Genomic DNA, 13,806 nt, shown 5'->3' on the forward strand with positions numbered 1-13,806 from the left:
TAACCGCCTCTACTGTTCGCTACCTCGCTGGCCGGACAAACCCTATCCGGTCATAGACCTCGGTGAGAGTTTTCTCTGCCAGCTCCCTGGCGCGCGCCGCACCTGCCGCCAGAATGTCGTCGAGCGCCGCGGTATCGGTGAGCAGCTCGTTTGTCCGGTCACGCACCGGCGTGACGAACTCGACAAGCGCCTCGGCGGTGTCCTTCTTCAGGTCGCCGTAACCCCGCCCGGCATAGCCGTCGACGAGCGTGTCGATATCGGCGCCGGTGAGCGCGGACTGGATGCTCAGCAGGTTCGAAACACCTGGCTTGGCTTCCCTGTCGAAACGAATCTCACGATCGCTGTCGGTCTGCGCCGACTTGATCTTCTTGGCCGAGACCGCTGGATCGTCGAGCAAGTTGATCAACCCGGCGGGCGTCGAGGCGGACTTGCTCATCTTCACCGTCGGGTCCTGCAGGTCGTAGATCCGCGCCGCATTCTTAGGCACGAATGTGTCCGGCAGCACGAAGGTCTCGCCATAGCGGCCATTGAACCGCTGCGCCACATCGCGCGTCAGCTCGAGATGCTGACGCTGATCATCGCCCACCGGCACCACATTCGTCTGATATAGCAGGATGTCGGCGGCCATCAGCACCGGATAGGTGAACAGACCGACGGTGGTGGCGTCATTCCCCTGCTTGGCGGACTTGTCCTTGAACTGCGTCATCCGCGACGCCTCGCCATAGCCGGTCAAACATCCCAGTACCCAAGCCAATTCGGTATGCGCCGGGACATGGCTTTGCACGAAGATCGCACTCTCGGCCGGGTCGACACCCAGCGCCACGTACTGGGCAACTACTGCGCGCGTGCGTCGGCGTAGCTCCTCCGGGTCCTGCGCGACCGTGATGGCATGCAGGTCGACGACACAGAACAGCGCCTCGTATTCGTGCTGCAACCGCACCCACTGCTGCACCGCGCCCAACACATTTCCGAGATGGAGAGAATCGGCGGTGGGTTGAATTCCAGAGAACAGGCGTCCCCGGGCGGCGGTTTCAGCGGTCCTGTCGGCAGTCATAGTGCATCCATCCTGGCATGACCGGTCAAAACCATTTACCCGAGCACAGGACGCTCAATCGGCTAGTGCAGCCGGTACTCAACCGTCACCGGCGCATGGTCGGACCAGCGCAGCGCGTAGGCGTCGGCGCGTTCGACCCGCGCCGCGTGTGCGCGCTGCCCCAGATCGGCGGTCGCCAGGTGGTAGTCGATGCGCCAGCCCGCGTCATTGTCGAAGGCCTTACCCCGCCACGACCACCAGCTGTACGGTCCGTCAACATCGGGGTGCAGCAGCCGGAAGGTATCGACCCATCCGGCCTCGAGCAGTGAGCCGACCCAGGCCCGCTCCTCCGGCAGGAACCCGGCCTTCTTCTGGTTCGCCTTCCAGGCCTTGATGTCTCGCTCGGTATGCCCGATGTTCCAATCACCGCAGATCACCGTGTCGCGCCCGCTCGCAACCAGTTTGGCCATCCTGGCGCCCACCGCCGCCATGAATCGTTCCTTCTCGTCCTGGCGCGCCGTGCCCGCTTCCCCGGTGGGCAGATAGATGCTCGCCACCGTGAGATCGCCGACCTGGGCCTCCAGATACCGCCCGGCTTCGTCGAACTCGCCGCCATCGGCGTCGAGCGACACCTTCGTCGAGGTGGCCGGGACGCGGCTGAGAATCCCCACGCCATTACGTCCCTTCACGCTCGACGAGGCGTTCACCACATGCCACCCCGCGGCCAGCGCCGGTGCCAGCGCCTCCTGGAGTTGCTCGTTCTCCGCACGCACCTCTTGCAGACACACGATGTCGGCGGTCGTCTGCTCCAACCAGGGCAGCAGCCCCCGGTTCTCCGCGGACCGCTCTTTCACCGCGGCACGAATGCCGTTGACGTTGATGGTGGTGACGGTGATCTTCTCGGTGCTCATCGATCGCCGACGATAGTCGAGAGGTCTGACAGTGATGAGCCGCTGAGGCGAAGAACAGCCGACAGTGATGGGCACCACGGGGCACGGTAAGTTGACGCAACAGACAGTAATGTCAACGCTGATGTTGGCGCACTAGGAGGACCGCATGCTGGAAGCCATTTTGTCGAAGTCGTCGAGCAAGCGGGCGCCCATCGAGATGGGCGAGGGCGAGCCGGTCTTGCTGCTGCATCCGTTCATGCTGTCGCAGTCGGTGTGGGAGACCGTGGCCGAGCAGCTCGCCGATGCCGGATACGAGGTGTTCGCACCCACCTACCCCGGACACAACGGCGGCGGACCGTTGCCCGCGCTGCCTCCGTTGTCGCAGCGCTCGGTCGATACCTACCTGGACCAGGTCGAAGAGATCATGGATGAGAAGGGCTGGGAGACCGCCCATCTGGTGGGTAACTCACTGGGCGGCTGGATCGCGCTGGGACTGGCGCTACGCGGCCGGGCTCGCAGTGTCACCGCCATCGCGCCTGCCGGCGGCTGGACCAAGTACTCGCCGCTGAAGGCGGAGATCGTGGTGAAGTTCGCGGCCATGCTCCCCTGGCTGGCGTTCTCCCGGCTGTTCGGCCGCCGTGCGGCGGGCCTGCCGTTCGTCAAGTTCGCCACCGCCCGCGCCCTCTGCGGCGAGACAGAGGCGCTGAGCCTGCCGGACTTCCACAGCATTTTCGAGGACATCACGCACTGCCCGGCCTACTTGCCGTCGCTGTCGTCGATTCTGCCGGCACCGGGCCTGCAGAACTTGAACACCATCTCGGTGCCGGCACAGCTGGTGCTGTGTGAGAAGGACGAGATCGTGCCCCCGGGTCGTTTCGGGAAGCTCATCAGCCAGGGCCTGCCTGCCGATGCACGGCGGATCACCCTGGCGGGCATGGGGCACGTGCCGATGCTGGAAGCGCCCGGTCAGGTCACCGAGGTCATCACCGACCTGATCGACCCGCTGATCGCCGCCAAGCGCGCCGCGGCCTCCGACGTCGGCTAGAGATCACGTCGAGTGTGAACCTGTGGCGGAGTTTCGACTGATTCGCCGCCCAGGTTTCACACTCGACGCGGTGAGCTATACCTCGACGGATGCCAGAACGGCGTTGAAGGTCTGGCTCGGCCGCATCACCGCAGCGGTCTTATCGGGGTCCGGAGAGTAGTAGCCGCCGATATCGGCCGGGCTGCCCTGCACGGCGGCAAGCTCGGCGACGATCTCGTCCTCGTTCTCGACCAGCTGCTTGGCCAGCGGCGCGAACAGCTCGGCCAACTCGACGTCCTCGGTCTGAGCGGCAAGCTCGGCCGCCCAGTACAGGGCCAGGTAGAACTGGCTGCCACGGTTGTCGAGCTCTCCGGCCTTACGCGACGGGCTCTTGTCGTTCTCCAGCAGCTTCCCGGTCGCCGCATCGAGCGTGGTGGCCAGAATCTTGGCACGCGGGTTCCCGGTCTTGATGCCCAGGTCCTCCAGGCTGACGGCCAGTGCCAGGAACTCACCGAGCGAGTCCCACCGCAGGTGGTTCTCTTCGACCAGCTGGCTGACGTGCTTGGGTGCCGAACCGCCTGCGCCGGTCTCGTACAGTCCGCCGCCCGCCATCAACGGCACGATGGACAGCATCTTGGCGCTGGTACCCAGCTCCAGGATCGGGAACAGGTCGGTCAAATAGTCACGCAGAATGTTGCCGGTCGCGGCGATGGTGTCCTTGCCGCGGATCAGCCGTTCCAGCGTGTAGCGCATGGCCCAGACCTGGGGCACGACCTGAATCTTGAGGCCCTCGGTGTCGTGGTCCTGCAGGTACTCCTTGACCTTCTTGCGCAGTTCCACCTCGTGCGGACGCTCGGTGTCCAGCCAGAACACCACGTTCATCCCGGATTCACGCCCACGGGTGACCGCGAGTTTGACCCAGTCCTGGATCGCCGCATCCCGCACGATCGGCATGCGCCAGATGTCACCCTCTTCAACGTTCTGGCTCAGCAGCACCTCGCCGGTGTCGATGTCGACGATGTCAGCGACACCCGCCTCGGCGATCTCGAAAGTCTTGTCGTGGCTGCCGTACTCCTCGGCCTTCTGCGCCATGAGACCCACGTTGGGAACGGTGCCCATGGTGGTCGGATCGAACTGGCCGTGGGTCTTCACAAAGTTGATCATCTCCTGGTAAATCCGGGAGAAGGTCGATTCCGGGTTGACGGCCTTGGTGTCCTTGAGCTTGCCGTCCGCGCCGTACATCTTGCCGCCGGCCCGGATCATCGCGGGCATCGAGGCGTCGACGATCACGTCGCTGGGCGAATGGAAGTTCGAGATGCCCTTGGCCGAATCCACCATGGCCAGCTCGGGCCGGTGCTCGTGGCAGGCATGCAAGTCGCGAATGATTTCCTCGTGCTGCGATGCCGGCAGCGCCTCGATCTTGCTGTAGAGGTCGGACATGCCGTTGTTGACGTTCACGCCCAGCTCGTCGAACAGCTCCTGATGCTTGGCGAAGGCGTCCTTGTAGAAGATCTTCACCGCGTGCCCGAACACGATGGGGTGGCTGACCCGCATCATGGTCGCCTTGACGTGCAGGGAGAGCATCACGCCGGTCTTGTATGCATCCTCGATCTGCTCCTCGTAGAAGTCGCAGAGCGCCTTCTTGCTCATGAACATGCTGTCGATGATGTCGCCCGCGCCCAGCTTCACCTCGGGCTTGAGCACGATGGTCTCGCCGCTCTTGGTGGTCAGGACCATCTTGACCTTGCGGTCGCGATCCAGCGTCAGTGACTTCTCACCGTGGTAGAAGTCGCCTTCCTTCATGGTCGCGACGTGGGTGCGCGACGCCTGCGACCACGTGCCCATGCTGTGCGGGTGCTTGCGCGCGTACTCCTTCACCGCACGCGGTGCGCGCCGATCCGAGTTACCTTCACGCAGAATGGGGTTCACGGCACTGCCCAGACACTTGGTGTACCGCGCCAAGATGTCCTTCTCTTCGTCGTTCTTCGGGTCCTCGGGGTAGTCCGGCAGCTTGTAACCCTTACCCTGCAGTTCCTTGATGGCGGCCAGCAGCTGCGGCACCGACGCGCTAATGTTCGGCAGCTTGATGATGTTCGTCTCGGGCAACTGCGTCAGGCGGCCCAGCTCGGCCAGGTTGTCCGGAACGCGCTGATCCTCGGGGAGGTACTCGGCGAACTCGGACAGGATGCGTGCGGCAACGGAGATATCGCTGGTTTGGACATCGATACCGGCGGGGCCTGCGAAGGCCCGGATGATCGGCAAGAAGGAGTACGTCGCAAGCAGCGGCGCCTCGTCTGTCAGCGTGTAGATGATGGTCGGCTGCTGCGCACTCATGGTCACTCCCGGCATCGTTGATCGGACTTGTTGGTCGGTCAAATCTCAGGCATCCCGTGGGTCACACGGATGACCTATTCAGTATCACGTCGCTTCCGAGCCTAGGCGGGCGGACGGGCTGTGATCGCGCTCCCACCGTGGCCCGCAGACACCGCCGAGCCGCGCCTTGCATACCTGGTGGCAACCATTCGGTGCATTGCGATACGCTTTTAAGCGGTCATGAGTACCAGCGTCAAGCCCCGGCTCGCTGGTCGGCAACCCTCCAACCGCGGTGGGGTGCCCCGGGTGATGACCAGGTTGAGTAGCCGACTGGGTTATGAAAGGACAGTCGGCCACACGGCAAGCGCGGGTCCGATGACGGGCCCCGAGAAGACAGGTTGGCCCGATGAAGCGTTCGTCACCCGGGGGTGAGTCCCTGCATTCCTGTTGTCGGTGTTGTCGCTGTCGCATGCCCTAAACCGCCAGCCCCGCACCGACCACCCAGGAGGTTCCCATGACCGATATCGATCCCACCGCCCACTGGGCGTTTGAGACCAAGCAGATCCACGCGGGCCAGACCGCCGACCCGGCGACCAATGCCCGGGCCCTGCCGATCTACCAGACCACGTCCTACGTCTTCAACGACACCGCGCACGCGGCAGCGCTGTTCGGGCTGTCCGAAGAGGGCAACATCTACACCCGTATCGGCAACCCGACCCAGAATGTCGTCGAGGAGCGCATCGCTGCCCTCGAAGGCGGCGTGGCGGCGCTGCTGCTGGCTTCCGGGCAGGCGGCAGCGACATTGGCCATCATCAACATCGCGCAGGCCGGCGACAACATCGTGTCGAGCCCGCGTCTGTACGGCGGCACATACAACCTGTTGCACTACACGTTGCCGCGCCTGGGAATCTCAACCACCTTCGTCGAGGATCCCGACGACCTCGACTCCTGGCGCCGCGCCATCACGCCACAGACCAAGGCACTTTTCGCCGAATCGATTTCCAACCCCAAGAACGACATTCTCGACATTCCGGGCATCTCGAAGATCGCGCACGAAGCGGGCGTCCCCCTCATCGTCGACAACACTGTCGCCACTCCCTATCTGATCCAGCCGCTGGCCCACGGCGCCGACATCGTGGTGCACTCGGCCACCAAATACCTTGGTGGCCACGGTAATGCGATCGGTGGCGTGATCATCGACGGCGGCACCTTCGACTGGACCCAGGGCCGCCACCCCGGATTCACCACACCGGACCCGAGCTACCACGGTGTGGTGTTCGCCGATCTGGGCGCACCGGCCTACGCACTCAAGGCGCGTGTTCAGCTGTTGCGCGACCTCGGGCCCGCCATCTCCCCGTTCAACGCCTTCCTCATCGCGCAGGGACTGGAGACGTTGAGCCTGCGAGTACAACGACACGTCGAAAATGCGCAGCGGGTGGCCGAGTACCTCGCCGCCCAGCCGGAGGTCACCGGCGTCAACTACGCCGGGCTACCCACCTCCCCCTGGCACGAACGCGCGAAATCATTGGCCCCCAAGGGTGCCGGTGCGGTACTCGCATTCGAACTGGACGGAGGAGTCGAGGCGGCGACCACCTTCATCGATTCCCTGACACTGCACAGTCAGGTGGCCAACATCGGCGATGTGCGATCGCTGGTCATACACCCCGCCACGACGACACACGCACAGCTGGCGCCCGCCGAACAGGTGGCCTCCGGCGTCACACCCGGCCTGGTGCGGTTGGCGGTCGGTATTGAGGGCATCGACGACATCCTGGCCGATCTGGACACCGGATTCGCCGCCGTGCGGCGACTCAAACAGCCCGCAGCGGTGGCATCATCATGACCTTGACCGACGATCTTCGTGCAAGCGGCTCTGCCGACCACCAGCTTCCCGTGCCGAACGTCGCCCTTCCGCAAGGCGATGAGATCGCCTATGTGTCAATAGGTTCGATCACACTCGAAAGCGGTGCCGTCATCGACGACGCGACCGTCGCGGTACAGACCTGGGGAAAGCTCTCACCCCGCCGCGACAACGTGGTGTTCGTCTGCCATGCGCTGACCGCCGACTCACACGTGATCGGAGCCGCCGGCCCCGACCACATCACCGGCGGGTGGTGGCAAGGAATCATCGGCCCCGGCGCGGCAATCGATACCGACCAGTGGTGCGCCATCGCCACCAACGTGCTGGGTGGCTGCCGGGGTAGCACCGGCCCGACTTCCCTTGCCGCCGATGGAAAGCCCTGGGGCTCACGATTCCCCGAGGTGTCGGTACGTGACCAGGTGAACGCCGACATCGCCGCACTCGCACAACTCGGCATCACCGAGATCGCCGCCGTCGTCGGCGGTTCGATGGGCGGTGCACGCGCGCTGGAATGGGCCGTCATGCAGCCGGATTCGGTGCGTGCGGCGCTGGTGCTGGCGGTTGGTGCACGCGCCACCGGCGACCAGATCGGCACCCAGAGCACGCAGATCGCCGCCATCCGGTCCGATCCCGACTGGCAGGGCGGCGACTACCACGGCAGCGGACGCAGCCCGGAGAAGGGATTGAACCTCGCCCGGCGCATCGCACACCTGACCTACCGCGGAGAGGTCGAGCTGGACACCCGGTTCGGCAACGATCCCCAGGTCGGCCCGGACGGGCCCGAGGATCCGTGGGCCGACGGCCGATACGCGGTGCAGAGCTACCTGGAGCATCAGGGCAACAAGTTCGTTCGGCGCTTCGACGCCGGAAGCTACGTCATCCTGACCGAGGCGCTGAACCGGCACGACGTCGGCCGGAACCGTGGCGGTGTCGAGAAGGCGCTGCGCGGCTGCCCCGTCCCCGTCGTCGTCGGCGGTATCACATCCGATCGGCTGTACCCGCTGCGTCTGCAGGAGGAATTAGCCGACCTGCTCCCCGGTTGTACCGGCTTGCGGGTGGTCGAATCGTTGCATGGCCACGACGCGTTCCTCATCGAGTTCGACGCGGTGAGCGAGCTGGTTCGGGAGACACTCGCCCTGGCCAAATCAACACAGGCTTCGTAAACGGAACCCGAGGAGCGCGAATGCCGGACGCACAAGCAGAGCCCTCGCTTTCGTTCGGTTCACAGGCAGCCGCCTACGAACGGGGCCGACCGTCTTACCCGCCCGAGGCCATCGACTGGCTACTGCCCGACGGAGCGCACGACGTCCTGGATCTGGGCGCCGGTACCGGGAAACTCACCACCCGCCTGGTGGAACGCGGGCTCAACGTGATCGCGGTGGATCCGCTCGCCGAAATGCTTGAAGTACTGAGCAATTCGCTTCCCGAAACCCCCGCACTACTGGGCACCGCCGAGGAGATTCCGTTACCCGACAACAGCGTGGATGCGGTGCTCGTGGCGCAGGCCTGGCACTGGGTGGATCCCGAACGCGCCATTCCCGAAGTCGCTCGCGTGCTGCGGCCGGGTGGGCGGCTGGGGCTAGTGTGGAACACGCGCGATGAGCGCCTGGGCTGGGTGGCCGACCTCGGCAGGATCATCGGCAGTGAGGACGATCCGTTCAACCACACGGTCAGCCTGCCCGCGCCGTTTAGCGGGCAGCAACGACACCAGGTCGAATGGACGAGTTACCTTACCCCTCAGGCACTTCTGGATATGGTGGCCTCACGCAGCTACTGCATCACCGCCCCTGAAGCCGCCCGGAAGAAGACCCTGCAGCAGGTTCGGGAACTGCTGTCCACCCATCCTGCGCTTGCCCAGTCGACGGGACTGGCGCTGCCGTACGTCACCGTGAGTATCCGGGCGACACTCAACCAGTAGAAGATCTGTGAATCGGGTGCCCCAATTCACAGAGACGAATAGGCCGCGTGCCGCTACGGTGTACCCGTGCGTACGGATCGCCGCCTGCTGGCAGCCCTCTTTGTCACCACCACATTCCTGACCCCGGCGCTCGTCGGCTGTGGATCGGCGGGGTCACCTTCGGACACCAAGAACCAGTCCGAATCCAGCGCCAGCAGCGCGCCCACCGAACGGCACACTCGGCAGTTCATCCCCGAACTGGGCATCTACGTCACCCTCCCGCATGACTGGGTGGCCTTCGCCGACGGAGTGCACGACAACAAGGGGCAGGTGACCTTCCAGGTCCGGCCCAAGTGGGAGTCAACGGAATTCGCGCAGTACGTGCGCATCCGCAAGTTGACGGCTTCCGACGAGAACACGGCCGCACCCGAGGTAAAGGGCTGGCTCGAATCGTCGAATGCCGATGCGGTGAGCGACTTCGTCAAGAGCCGTAAGTCGAAAGTCACTGCGGATAAACGAGACTCATGGGACGGCCCCAACTTGCCCGGAGCCTCGGCAAGCCTGGAGCTGGAGAAGCCTCCGGTCGCGGAGGGCAAGCCGCCGTCCGCCGTCACGCCCAAGATCTACGTGGCGTTTGTCGGGCAGGGCGATCAACGTTGGCAGATCGCCACCAGCAACACCGGCAGCCCCAGCGGAGAACCGTCGGAGCAGTTCTTCGGCGAGCAGGCCGATGCCATCGCACGCTCGGCGCAACTGCTCAAGTAGGTCTATCCGGTGCCCAGCGGGTCGATCGTCAACGCCAGGTAGACCATCACCGCAGCGACGGCACTGAGAGCACCGACGTCAAAGGTCTTGCTGCGCACCGCCAACAGGCCCGCGGTGTCATCGGCCAGCACCAACCGCAGCGCTGCGGCCACTCCCACAGCGATCCCCACGACCAGCGCACCGCGGCGCCACCGATCCGCGATCACCAATCCCAGCGCCACCAGAAAGACCGCCGATACCACCAGAATCGGCCACTGCTCACGGGCGAAGCGGCGGACGGCATCAAGAGCAGCCCCGAACATGTCCCGGGTAGTCGTCACGAACGTTCCGCTCGCTCGATCACGTTGCTAAGCAAGAACGCTCGGGTCAAGGGCCCGACTCCGCCCGGGTTGGGCGAGACGTACCCGGCGACATCCCAGACGTCCTCGGCCACGTCGCCGGTCAGCTTGTCGTCGACCCGGCTCACGCCCACGTCGACCACCGCGGCACCCGGCTTGACCATGTCCGCCGTCACCATGTGCGGCACGCCGGCAGCGGCGACGATGATGTCGGCCTGCCGGGTCAAGGCAGCCAGGTCACGGGTTCCGGTGTGGCACAGGGTGACTGTCGCGTTCTCCGAGCGGCGGGTGAGCAGCAGCCCGAGGGGACGGCCCACCGTAACGCCACGACCGATCACCACCACGTGCGCGCCGTCGAGCTTGACGTCATAGCGACGCAGCAGATAGACGATGCCCCGCGGCGTGCACGGAAGCGGGGCTTCCTTGCCCAGCACCAGCCGGCCCAAGTTCGTGGGGTGCAGCCCGTCGGCGTCCTTATCGGGGTCGATGCGTTCCAGCGCCTCGTTCTCGTCGAGGTGCTTGGGTAGCGGTAGCTGCACGATGTAGCCGGTGCAGTCCGGGTTGGCGTTCAGCTCGTCGATGGTGGCGCACAGTGTGGCTTGATCGATATCTGCGGGCAGATCGCGGCGGATCGAGTTGATGCCCACCTTGGCGCAGTCGGCGTGCTTACCTCGAACATAGGCGTGCGAACCCGGGTCGTCCCCCACCAGGATGGTTCCCAGGCCTGGGGTCTTGCCCGCCGCGGTCAGCGCCGCGGCGCGAGTGGCCAGCTCCACAAAGATCTCGTCGCGGGTGGTCTTGCCATCAAGTCGAGTCGCCGTCACACGGCCAGTATTCCAGCTCTCACCAAGTGTCCCAGTGCAGGACGTCGGCGACGGGCTGGCGCTTGGCGGGCCGGAAGTCCGTGCCGACGGTGTACGCGATGGGGAACAGCCCGCCCTGGGTGATCTTGTCGAACGGGATGCCCAGGATGTCGGCGGTGCGCTTCTCACCGTCGTCCATCAGGTGCAATGTCGTCCAGGCCGATCCCAAACCGCGGTTACGGGCGGCGAGCATGAAGCTCCACACCGCAGGAAGCAACGATCCCCACGACGACGCCGCGCCAACCACCGGCAGATTGTCGAGGCGTCCCTCGATGCAGGGAATGAGGAACAGTGGCGCCCGCTCGAAGTTCTCGGCGAGGTAGCCGGCCGAGTCCACAACCTTTTCCTTACGCTCGGCCCGGGTGTCGCCTTCGGCGTAGGTGGCGCCTGCGCCCTTGGCGTACTTGTTCCAGCCTTCGCGGTAGATGTCGGCGATCGCCTTCTTCTTGTCGGCGTCCTCCACGATCACCCAGTGCCAGCCCTGATGGTTCGAGCCGGTCGGTGCCTGCAGCGCGATGTTCAGACATTCCTCGACAACCGCGCGCTCGACGGGCTTGTCGAAATCAAGGCGCTTGCGCACCGAACGGGTGGTGGTCAGAACTTCGTCGGCTGACAGATTCAGGGAGGTCATACGACGAACGTACATCCACCGGGCTTACCGAAAATTAGGAGTCCGCATCCAGAATTCGCCGTCCGTGGTCGCGGCGTAATCTCCCGCTCATGGGCAATGACGCCGCTGGAGTTCCCGACGTGTTGGCGCCCGCGCGACTCGGCCCCATCACATTGCGCAACCGGACAATCAAGGCCGCCACATTCGAGGCCGCCTCACCGGACGCTTTCGTCACCGACGATCTCATCGAGTATCACCGCAGACCCGCACTCGGCGGGGTCGGCATGACAACGGTTGCCTATTGCGCCGTCGCCCCCGAGGGACGCACCGAATACGGCCAGGTCTGGATGCGTGAAGAGGCCCTGCCCGGGCTGCGGCGCCTCACCGGTGCCATCCACGACACCGGCGCCGCCGTCTCGGCGCAGATCGGCCATGCCGGTCCGGTGGCCAATGCGCGATCGAACGGGTCACGTGCCCTGTCCCCGATCCGGTTCTTCAACCCGTTGGGCATGAAATTCGCCCGCCGTGCCAGCACTTCCGATATCGAGGGCGTGATTGCCGCGCACGCGAACGCGGCCCGGCTTGCCATCGAGGCCGGTTTCGACGCCGTCGAAATCCACTTGGGCCATGGCTATTTCGTGAGTTCCTTCCTGAGCCCACTGTTCAACAGGCGCAGCGATGAGTACGGCGGATCGCTGGCCAACCGCGCCAAGGTGGCGCGCGCGGTGGTGCAAGCAGTGCGGAAGGTGGCCGGCGATCGGCTGGCGGTGACCGCGAAACTCACCATGACCGACGGCATCCGCGGCGGCATCCCGATCGAGGAGTCTTTGCAAACCGCGAAATGGCTGCAGGAAGACGGCGGACTCGATGCCCTGGAACTGACTGCGGGATCCTCTCTGGTCAACCCCATGTACTTGTTCCGCGGCGAGGTGCCGATCCGTGAGCTCGCCAGCGGCTTCCCCAAACCCATGGGTTGGGGCGTGCGGCTCACCGGAAAGAAGTTCTTCCGGTCCTATCCCTACCGCGACGCCTTCCTACTGGACGATGCCCGCCGGTTTCGCGCCGAACTGGACATGCCCCTGATCCTCTTGGGCGGAATCGCCGGCGGCGACACCATGGACCTGGCGATGGCGGAGGGCTTCGATTTCGTGGCCATGGGACGTGCGCTGCTGGCCGATCCGGATCTGGTGAATCGGGTGGCGGCTGACCGGGCCGCCCATTCCCGATGCACCCACTGCAATCAGTGCATGGCCACGATTTTCAGCAGAACCCACTGCGTGCTCACATAGCATCGCTGCCATGACGGCGGCGCCCGAACACCAGAAACCGGGAACCGCCGAGTCCGTCGTCAGCTGGCTGCTGTGGGTGCTGGTGACCGCGGCGGCAGGCGTCGTCGCGTTCGCCTCGATCTTCCCGCTCGCCTTCAGCGGCGCCGCACCCGAACAGGCCGACGCGGCAGCCGGGGTGTTCGTCTGGTCGCTGCTGACCCTGTTCACGTGCATGGCCGCGCCGATCGCCATGGGCATCGGGCACTGGCGGCATTGGCACATTTGGTACTGGCCCACGCTGTGCGTGTCCGTCCTCGTCAGAACGCTGTTTCTGCTGCACAACCTGTGAATTCGTACCGCAGTCCCTGTGAACGTCCGGCGCGGGACGGCTGGCCTTACGCCCCGACCCGATACAGTCGGGGGCGATGACTGGTCGGGAAGCACCCACTCTCACCGTGGTATTCGATGGTGACGAACGAAAGTTCGCACCCGGGCACGACATTCATATCGGCCGCGATATCCACGCCGATGTACGCATCACGCACCCGTTGGTGTCGCGTATTCACCTGATAGTCAGGTTCGTCGACGGTAAATGGATCGCCGAGGACCAACGCAGCCTCAACGGCATCTTCGTCAACGGCCGCCAGGTCGGTTGGGTCGAGGTGCGCGATGACACCGTGGTCAACCTCGGTGACCCAGGCGGACCGCGGCTGACGTTCGCCCTGGGCGGCCTCGGCAGCGAGACGCAGCTGGGAATCGCTCCCCCCACCATGCGTGGTCCGGCCTCGGGTCTGCAGCCGGCCCCCTATACCGGCGCTCAGCAGCACTATCCCACCGGCGGCTACCAATCCGCTCCGCAGACCTATGGGCAGCCGCCGAGCCAGCAGCACCCCTACGGCGCACCGCCCTCGGGGCCCCAAACCTATGGGACCTCCGGGCCCAGT

The 13,806-nt window shown here is 65.0% G+C and carries 14 protein-coding genes and 1 riboswitch; of the genes, 8 read left to right on the plus strand and 6 right to left on the minus strand.

Annotated elements, in window-relative coordinates; translation table 11 throughout:
* Positions 1-19 precede the first annotated feature (19 nt).
* Together trpS and AOT83_RS21755 are read right to left on the minus strand one after the other, a co-directional pair.
* Positions 20-1,054 (minus strand): tryptophan--tRNA ligase, encoded by a 1,035-nt coding sequence (gene trpS / locus AOT83_RS21750; protein WP_057964493.1) that lies wholly within the window; start codon positions 1,052-1,054, stop codon positions 20-22.
* 62 nt (positions 1,055-1,116) lie between these two features.
* A complete protein-coding gene (locus AOT83_RS21755) occupies positions 1,117-1,944 on the minus strand; it encodes an exodeoxyribonuclease III (RefSeq protein WP_030096818.1) in 828 nt (275 codons plus the stop codon).
* A 145-nt stretch (positions 1,945-2,089) separates the two neighbouring features.
* Here AOT83_RS21755 and AOT83_RS21760 point away from each other — a divergent pair, with 145 nt between their 5' ends.
* Entirely contained in the window at positions 2,090-2,968 is an 879-nt protein-coding gene (locus tag AOT83_RS21760) for an alpha/beta hydrolase (RefSeq protein WP_057964494.1), read from the plus strand.
* Between the two features lie 75 nt (positions 2,969-3,043).
* On the opposite strand, the gene AOT83_RS21765 is transcribed toward AOT83_RS21760, so the two are convergent.
* Positions 3,044-5,281: an NADP-dependent isocitrate dehydrogenase gene (locus tag AOT83_RS21765; protein ID WP_057964514.1), complete on the minus strand. Its 2,238-nt coding sequence runs from the start codon at positions 5,279-5,281 to the stop codon at positions 3,044-3,046.
* Between the two features lie 215 nt (positions 5,282-5,496).
* Positions 5,497-5,633, plus strand: a riboswitch (SAM riboswitch).
* A gap of 141 nt (positions 5,634-5,774) precedes the next feature.
* Between AOT83_RS21765 and AOT83_RS21770 the strand changes: the two genes are divergently transcribed.
* From AOT83_RS21770 to AOT83_RS21785, 4 genes are all read left to right on the plus strand, one after another.
* Positions 5,775-7,103 carry a bifunctional o-acetylhomoserine/o-acetylserine sulfhydrylase gene (locus tag AOT83_RS21770; protein ID WP_057964495.1) on the plus strand — a complete coding sequence of 443 codons (1,329 nt, stop codon included), beginning with the start codon at positions 5,775-5,777 and terminating at the stop codon, positions 7,101-7,103.
* Positions 7,100-8,284: a homoserine O-acetyltransferase gene (locus tag AOT83_RS21775; protein ID WP_057964496.1), complete on the plus strand. Its 1,185-nt coding sequence runs from the start codon at positions 7,100-7,102 to the stop codon at positions 8,282-8,284. The genes AOT83_RS21770 and AOT83_RS21775 overlap by 4 nt, the downstream gene beginning before the upstream one ends.
* A 20-nt stretch (positions 8,285-8,304) precedes the next feature.
* Positions 8,305-9,039, plus strand: coding sequence for a class I SAM-dependent methyltransferase (locus AOT83_RS21780; RefSeq protein ID WP_057964497.1), 735 nt, complete (start codon positions 8,305-8,307; stop codon positions 9,037-9,039).
* Between the two features lie 66 nt (positions 9,040-9,105).
* Positions 9,106-9,783, plus strand: a complete 678-nt coding sequence (locus AOT83_RS21785) for a hypothetical protein (protein ID WP_057964498.1) — start codon at positions 9,106-9,108, stop codon at positions 9,781-9,783.
* Positions 9,784-9,785: 2 nt separating this feature from the next.
* Here the strand turns inward: AOT83_RS21785 and AOT83_RS21790 are convergent, their stop codons facing one another.
* The 3 genes from AOT83_RS21790 to AOT83_RS21800 are packed head-to-tail and all read right to left on the minus strand — an operon-like array spanning position 9,786 to position 11,615.
* On the minus strand, positions 9,786-10,085 hold the full coding sequence (locus AOT83_RS21790) for a DUF3017 domain-containing protein (RefSeq protein ID WP_057964499.1): 300 nt from the start codon (positions 10,083-10,085) through the stop codon (positions 9,786-9,788).
* Positions 10,086-10,099: 14 nt separating this feature from the next.
* Complete coding sequence (locus AOT83_RS21795) at positions 10,100-10,945, minus strand: bifunctional methylenetetrahydrofolate dehydrogenase/methenyltetrahydrofolate cyclohydrolase (protein ID WP_057964500.1); 846 nt, start codon at positions 10,943-10,945, stop codon at positions 10,100-10,102.
* 19 nt (positions 10,946-10,964) lie between these two features.
* The gene (locus AOT83_RS21800) at positions 10,965-11,615 is read right to left on the minus strand and encodes a nitroreductase family protein (protein ID WP_057964501.1); all 651 of its coding nucleotides are present in this window, start codon (positions 11,613-11,615) and stop codon (positions 10,965-10,967) included.
* Between the two features lie 89 nt (positions 11,616-11,704).
* Between AOT83_RS21800 and AOT83_RS21805 the strand changes: the two genes are divergently transcribed.
* The 3 genes from AOT83_RS21805 to AOT83_RS21815 form a co-directional block, all read left to right on the plus strand.
* Complete coding sequence (locus tag AOT83_RS21805; protein ID WP_057964502.1) at positions 11,705-12,883, plus strand: NADH:flavin oxidoreductase; 1,179 nt, start codon at positions 11,705-11,707, stop codon at positions 12,881-12,883.
* A gap of 10 nt (positions 12,884-12,893) precedes the next feature.
* Complete coding sequence (locus AOT83_RS21810; protein WP_057964503.1) at positions 12,894-13,211, plus strand: hypothetical protein; 318 nt, start codon at positions 12,894-12,896, stop codon at positions 13,209-13,211.
* A gap of 76 nt (positions 13,212-13,287) precedes the next feature.
* The coding region (locus AOT83_RS21815) for an FHA domain-containing protein (RefSeq protein ID WP_131726963.1) at positions 13,288-13,806 on the plus strand (519 nt) is incomplete at its 3' end.

Origin of the sequence: Mycobacteroides sp. H001 (genome assembly GCF_001440005.1) — a bacterium.
Lineage (GTDB): Bacteria > Actinomycetota > Actinomycetes > Mycobacteriales > Mycobacteriaceae > Mycobacterium > Mycobacterium gwanakae.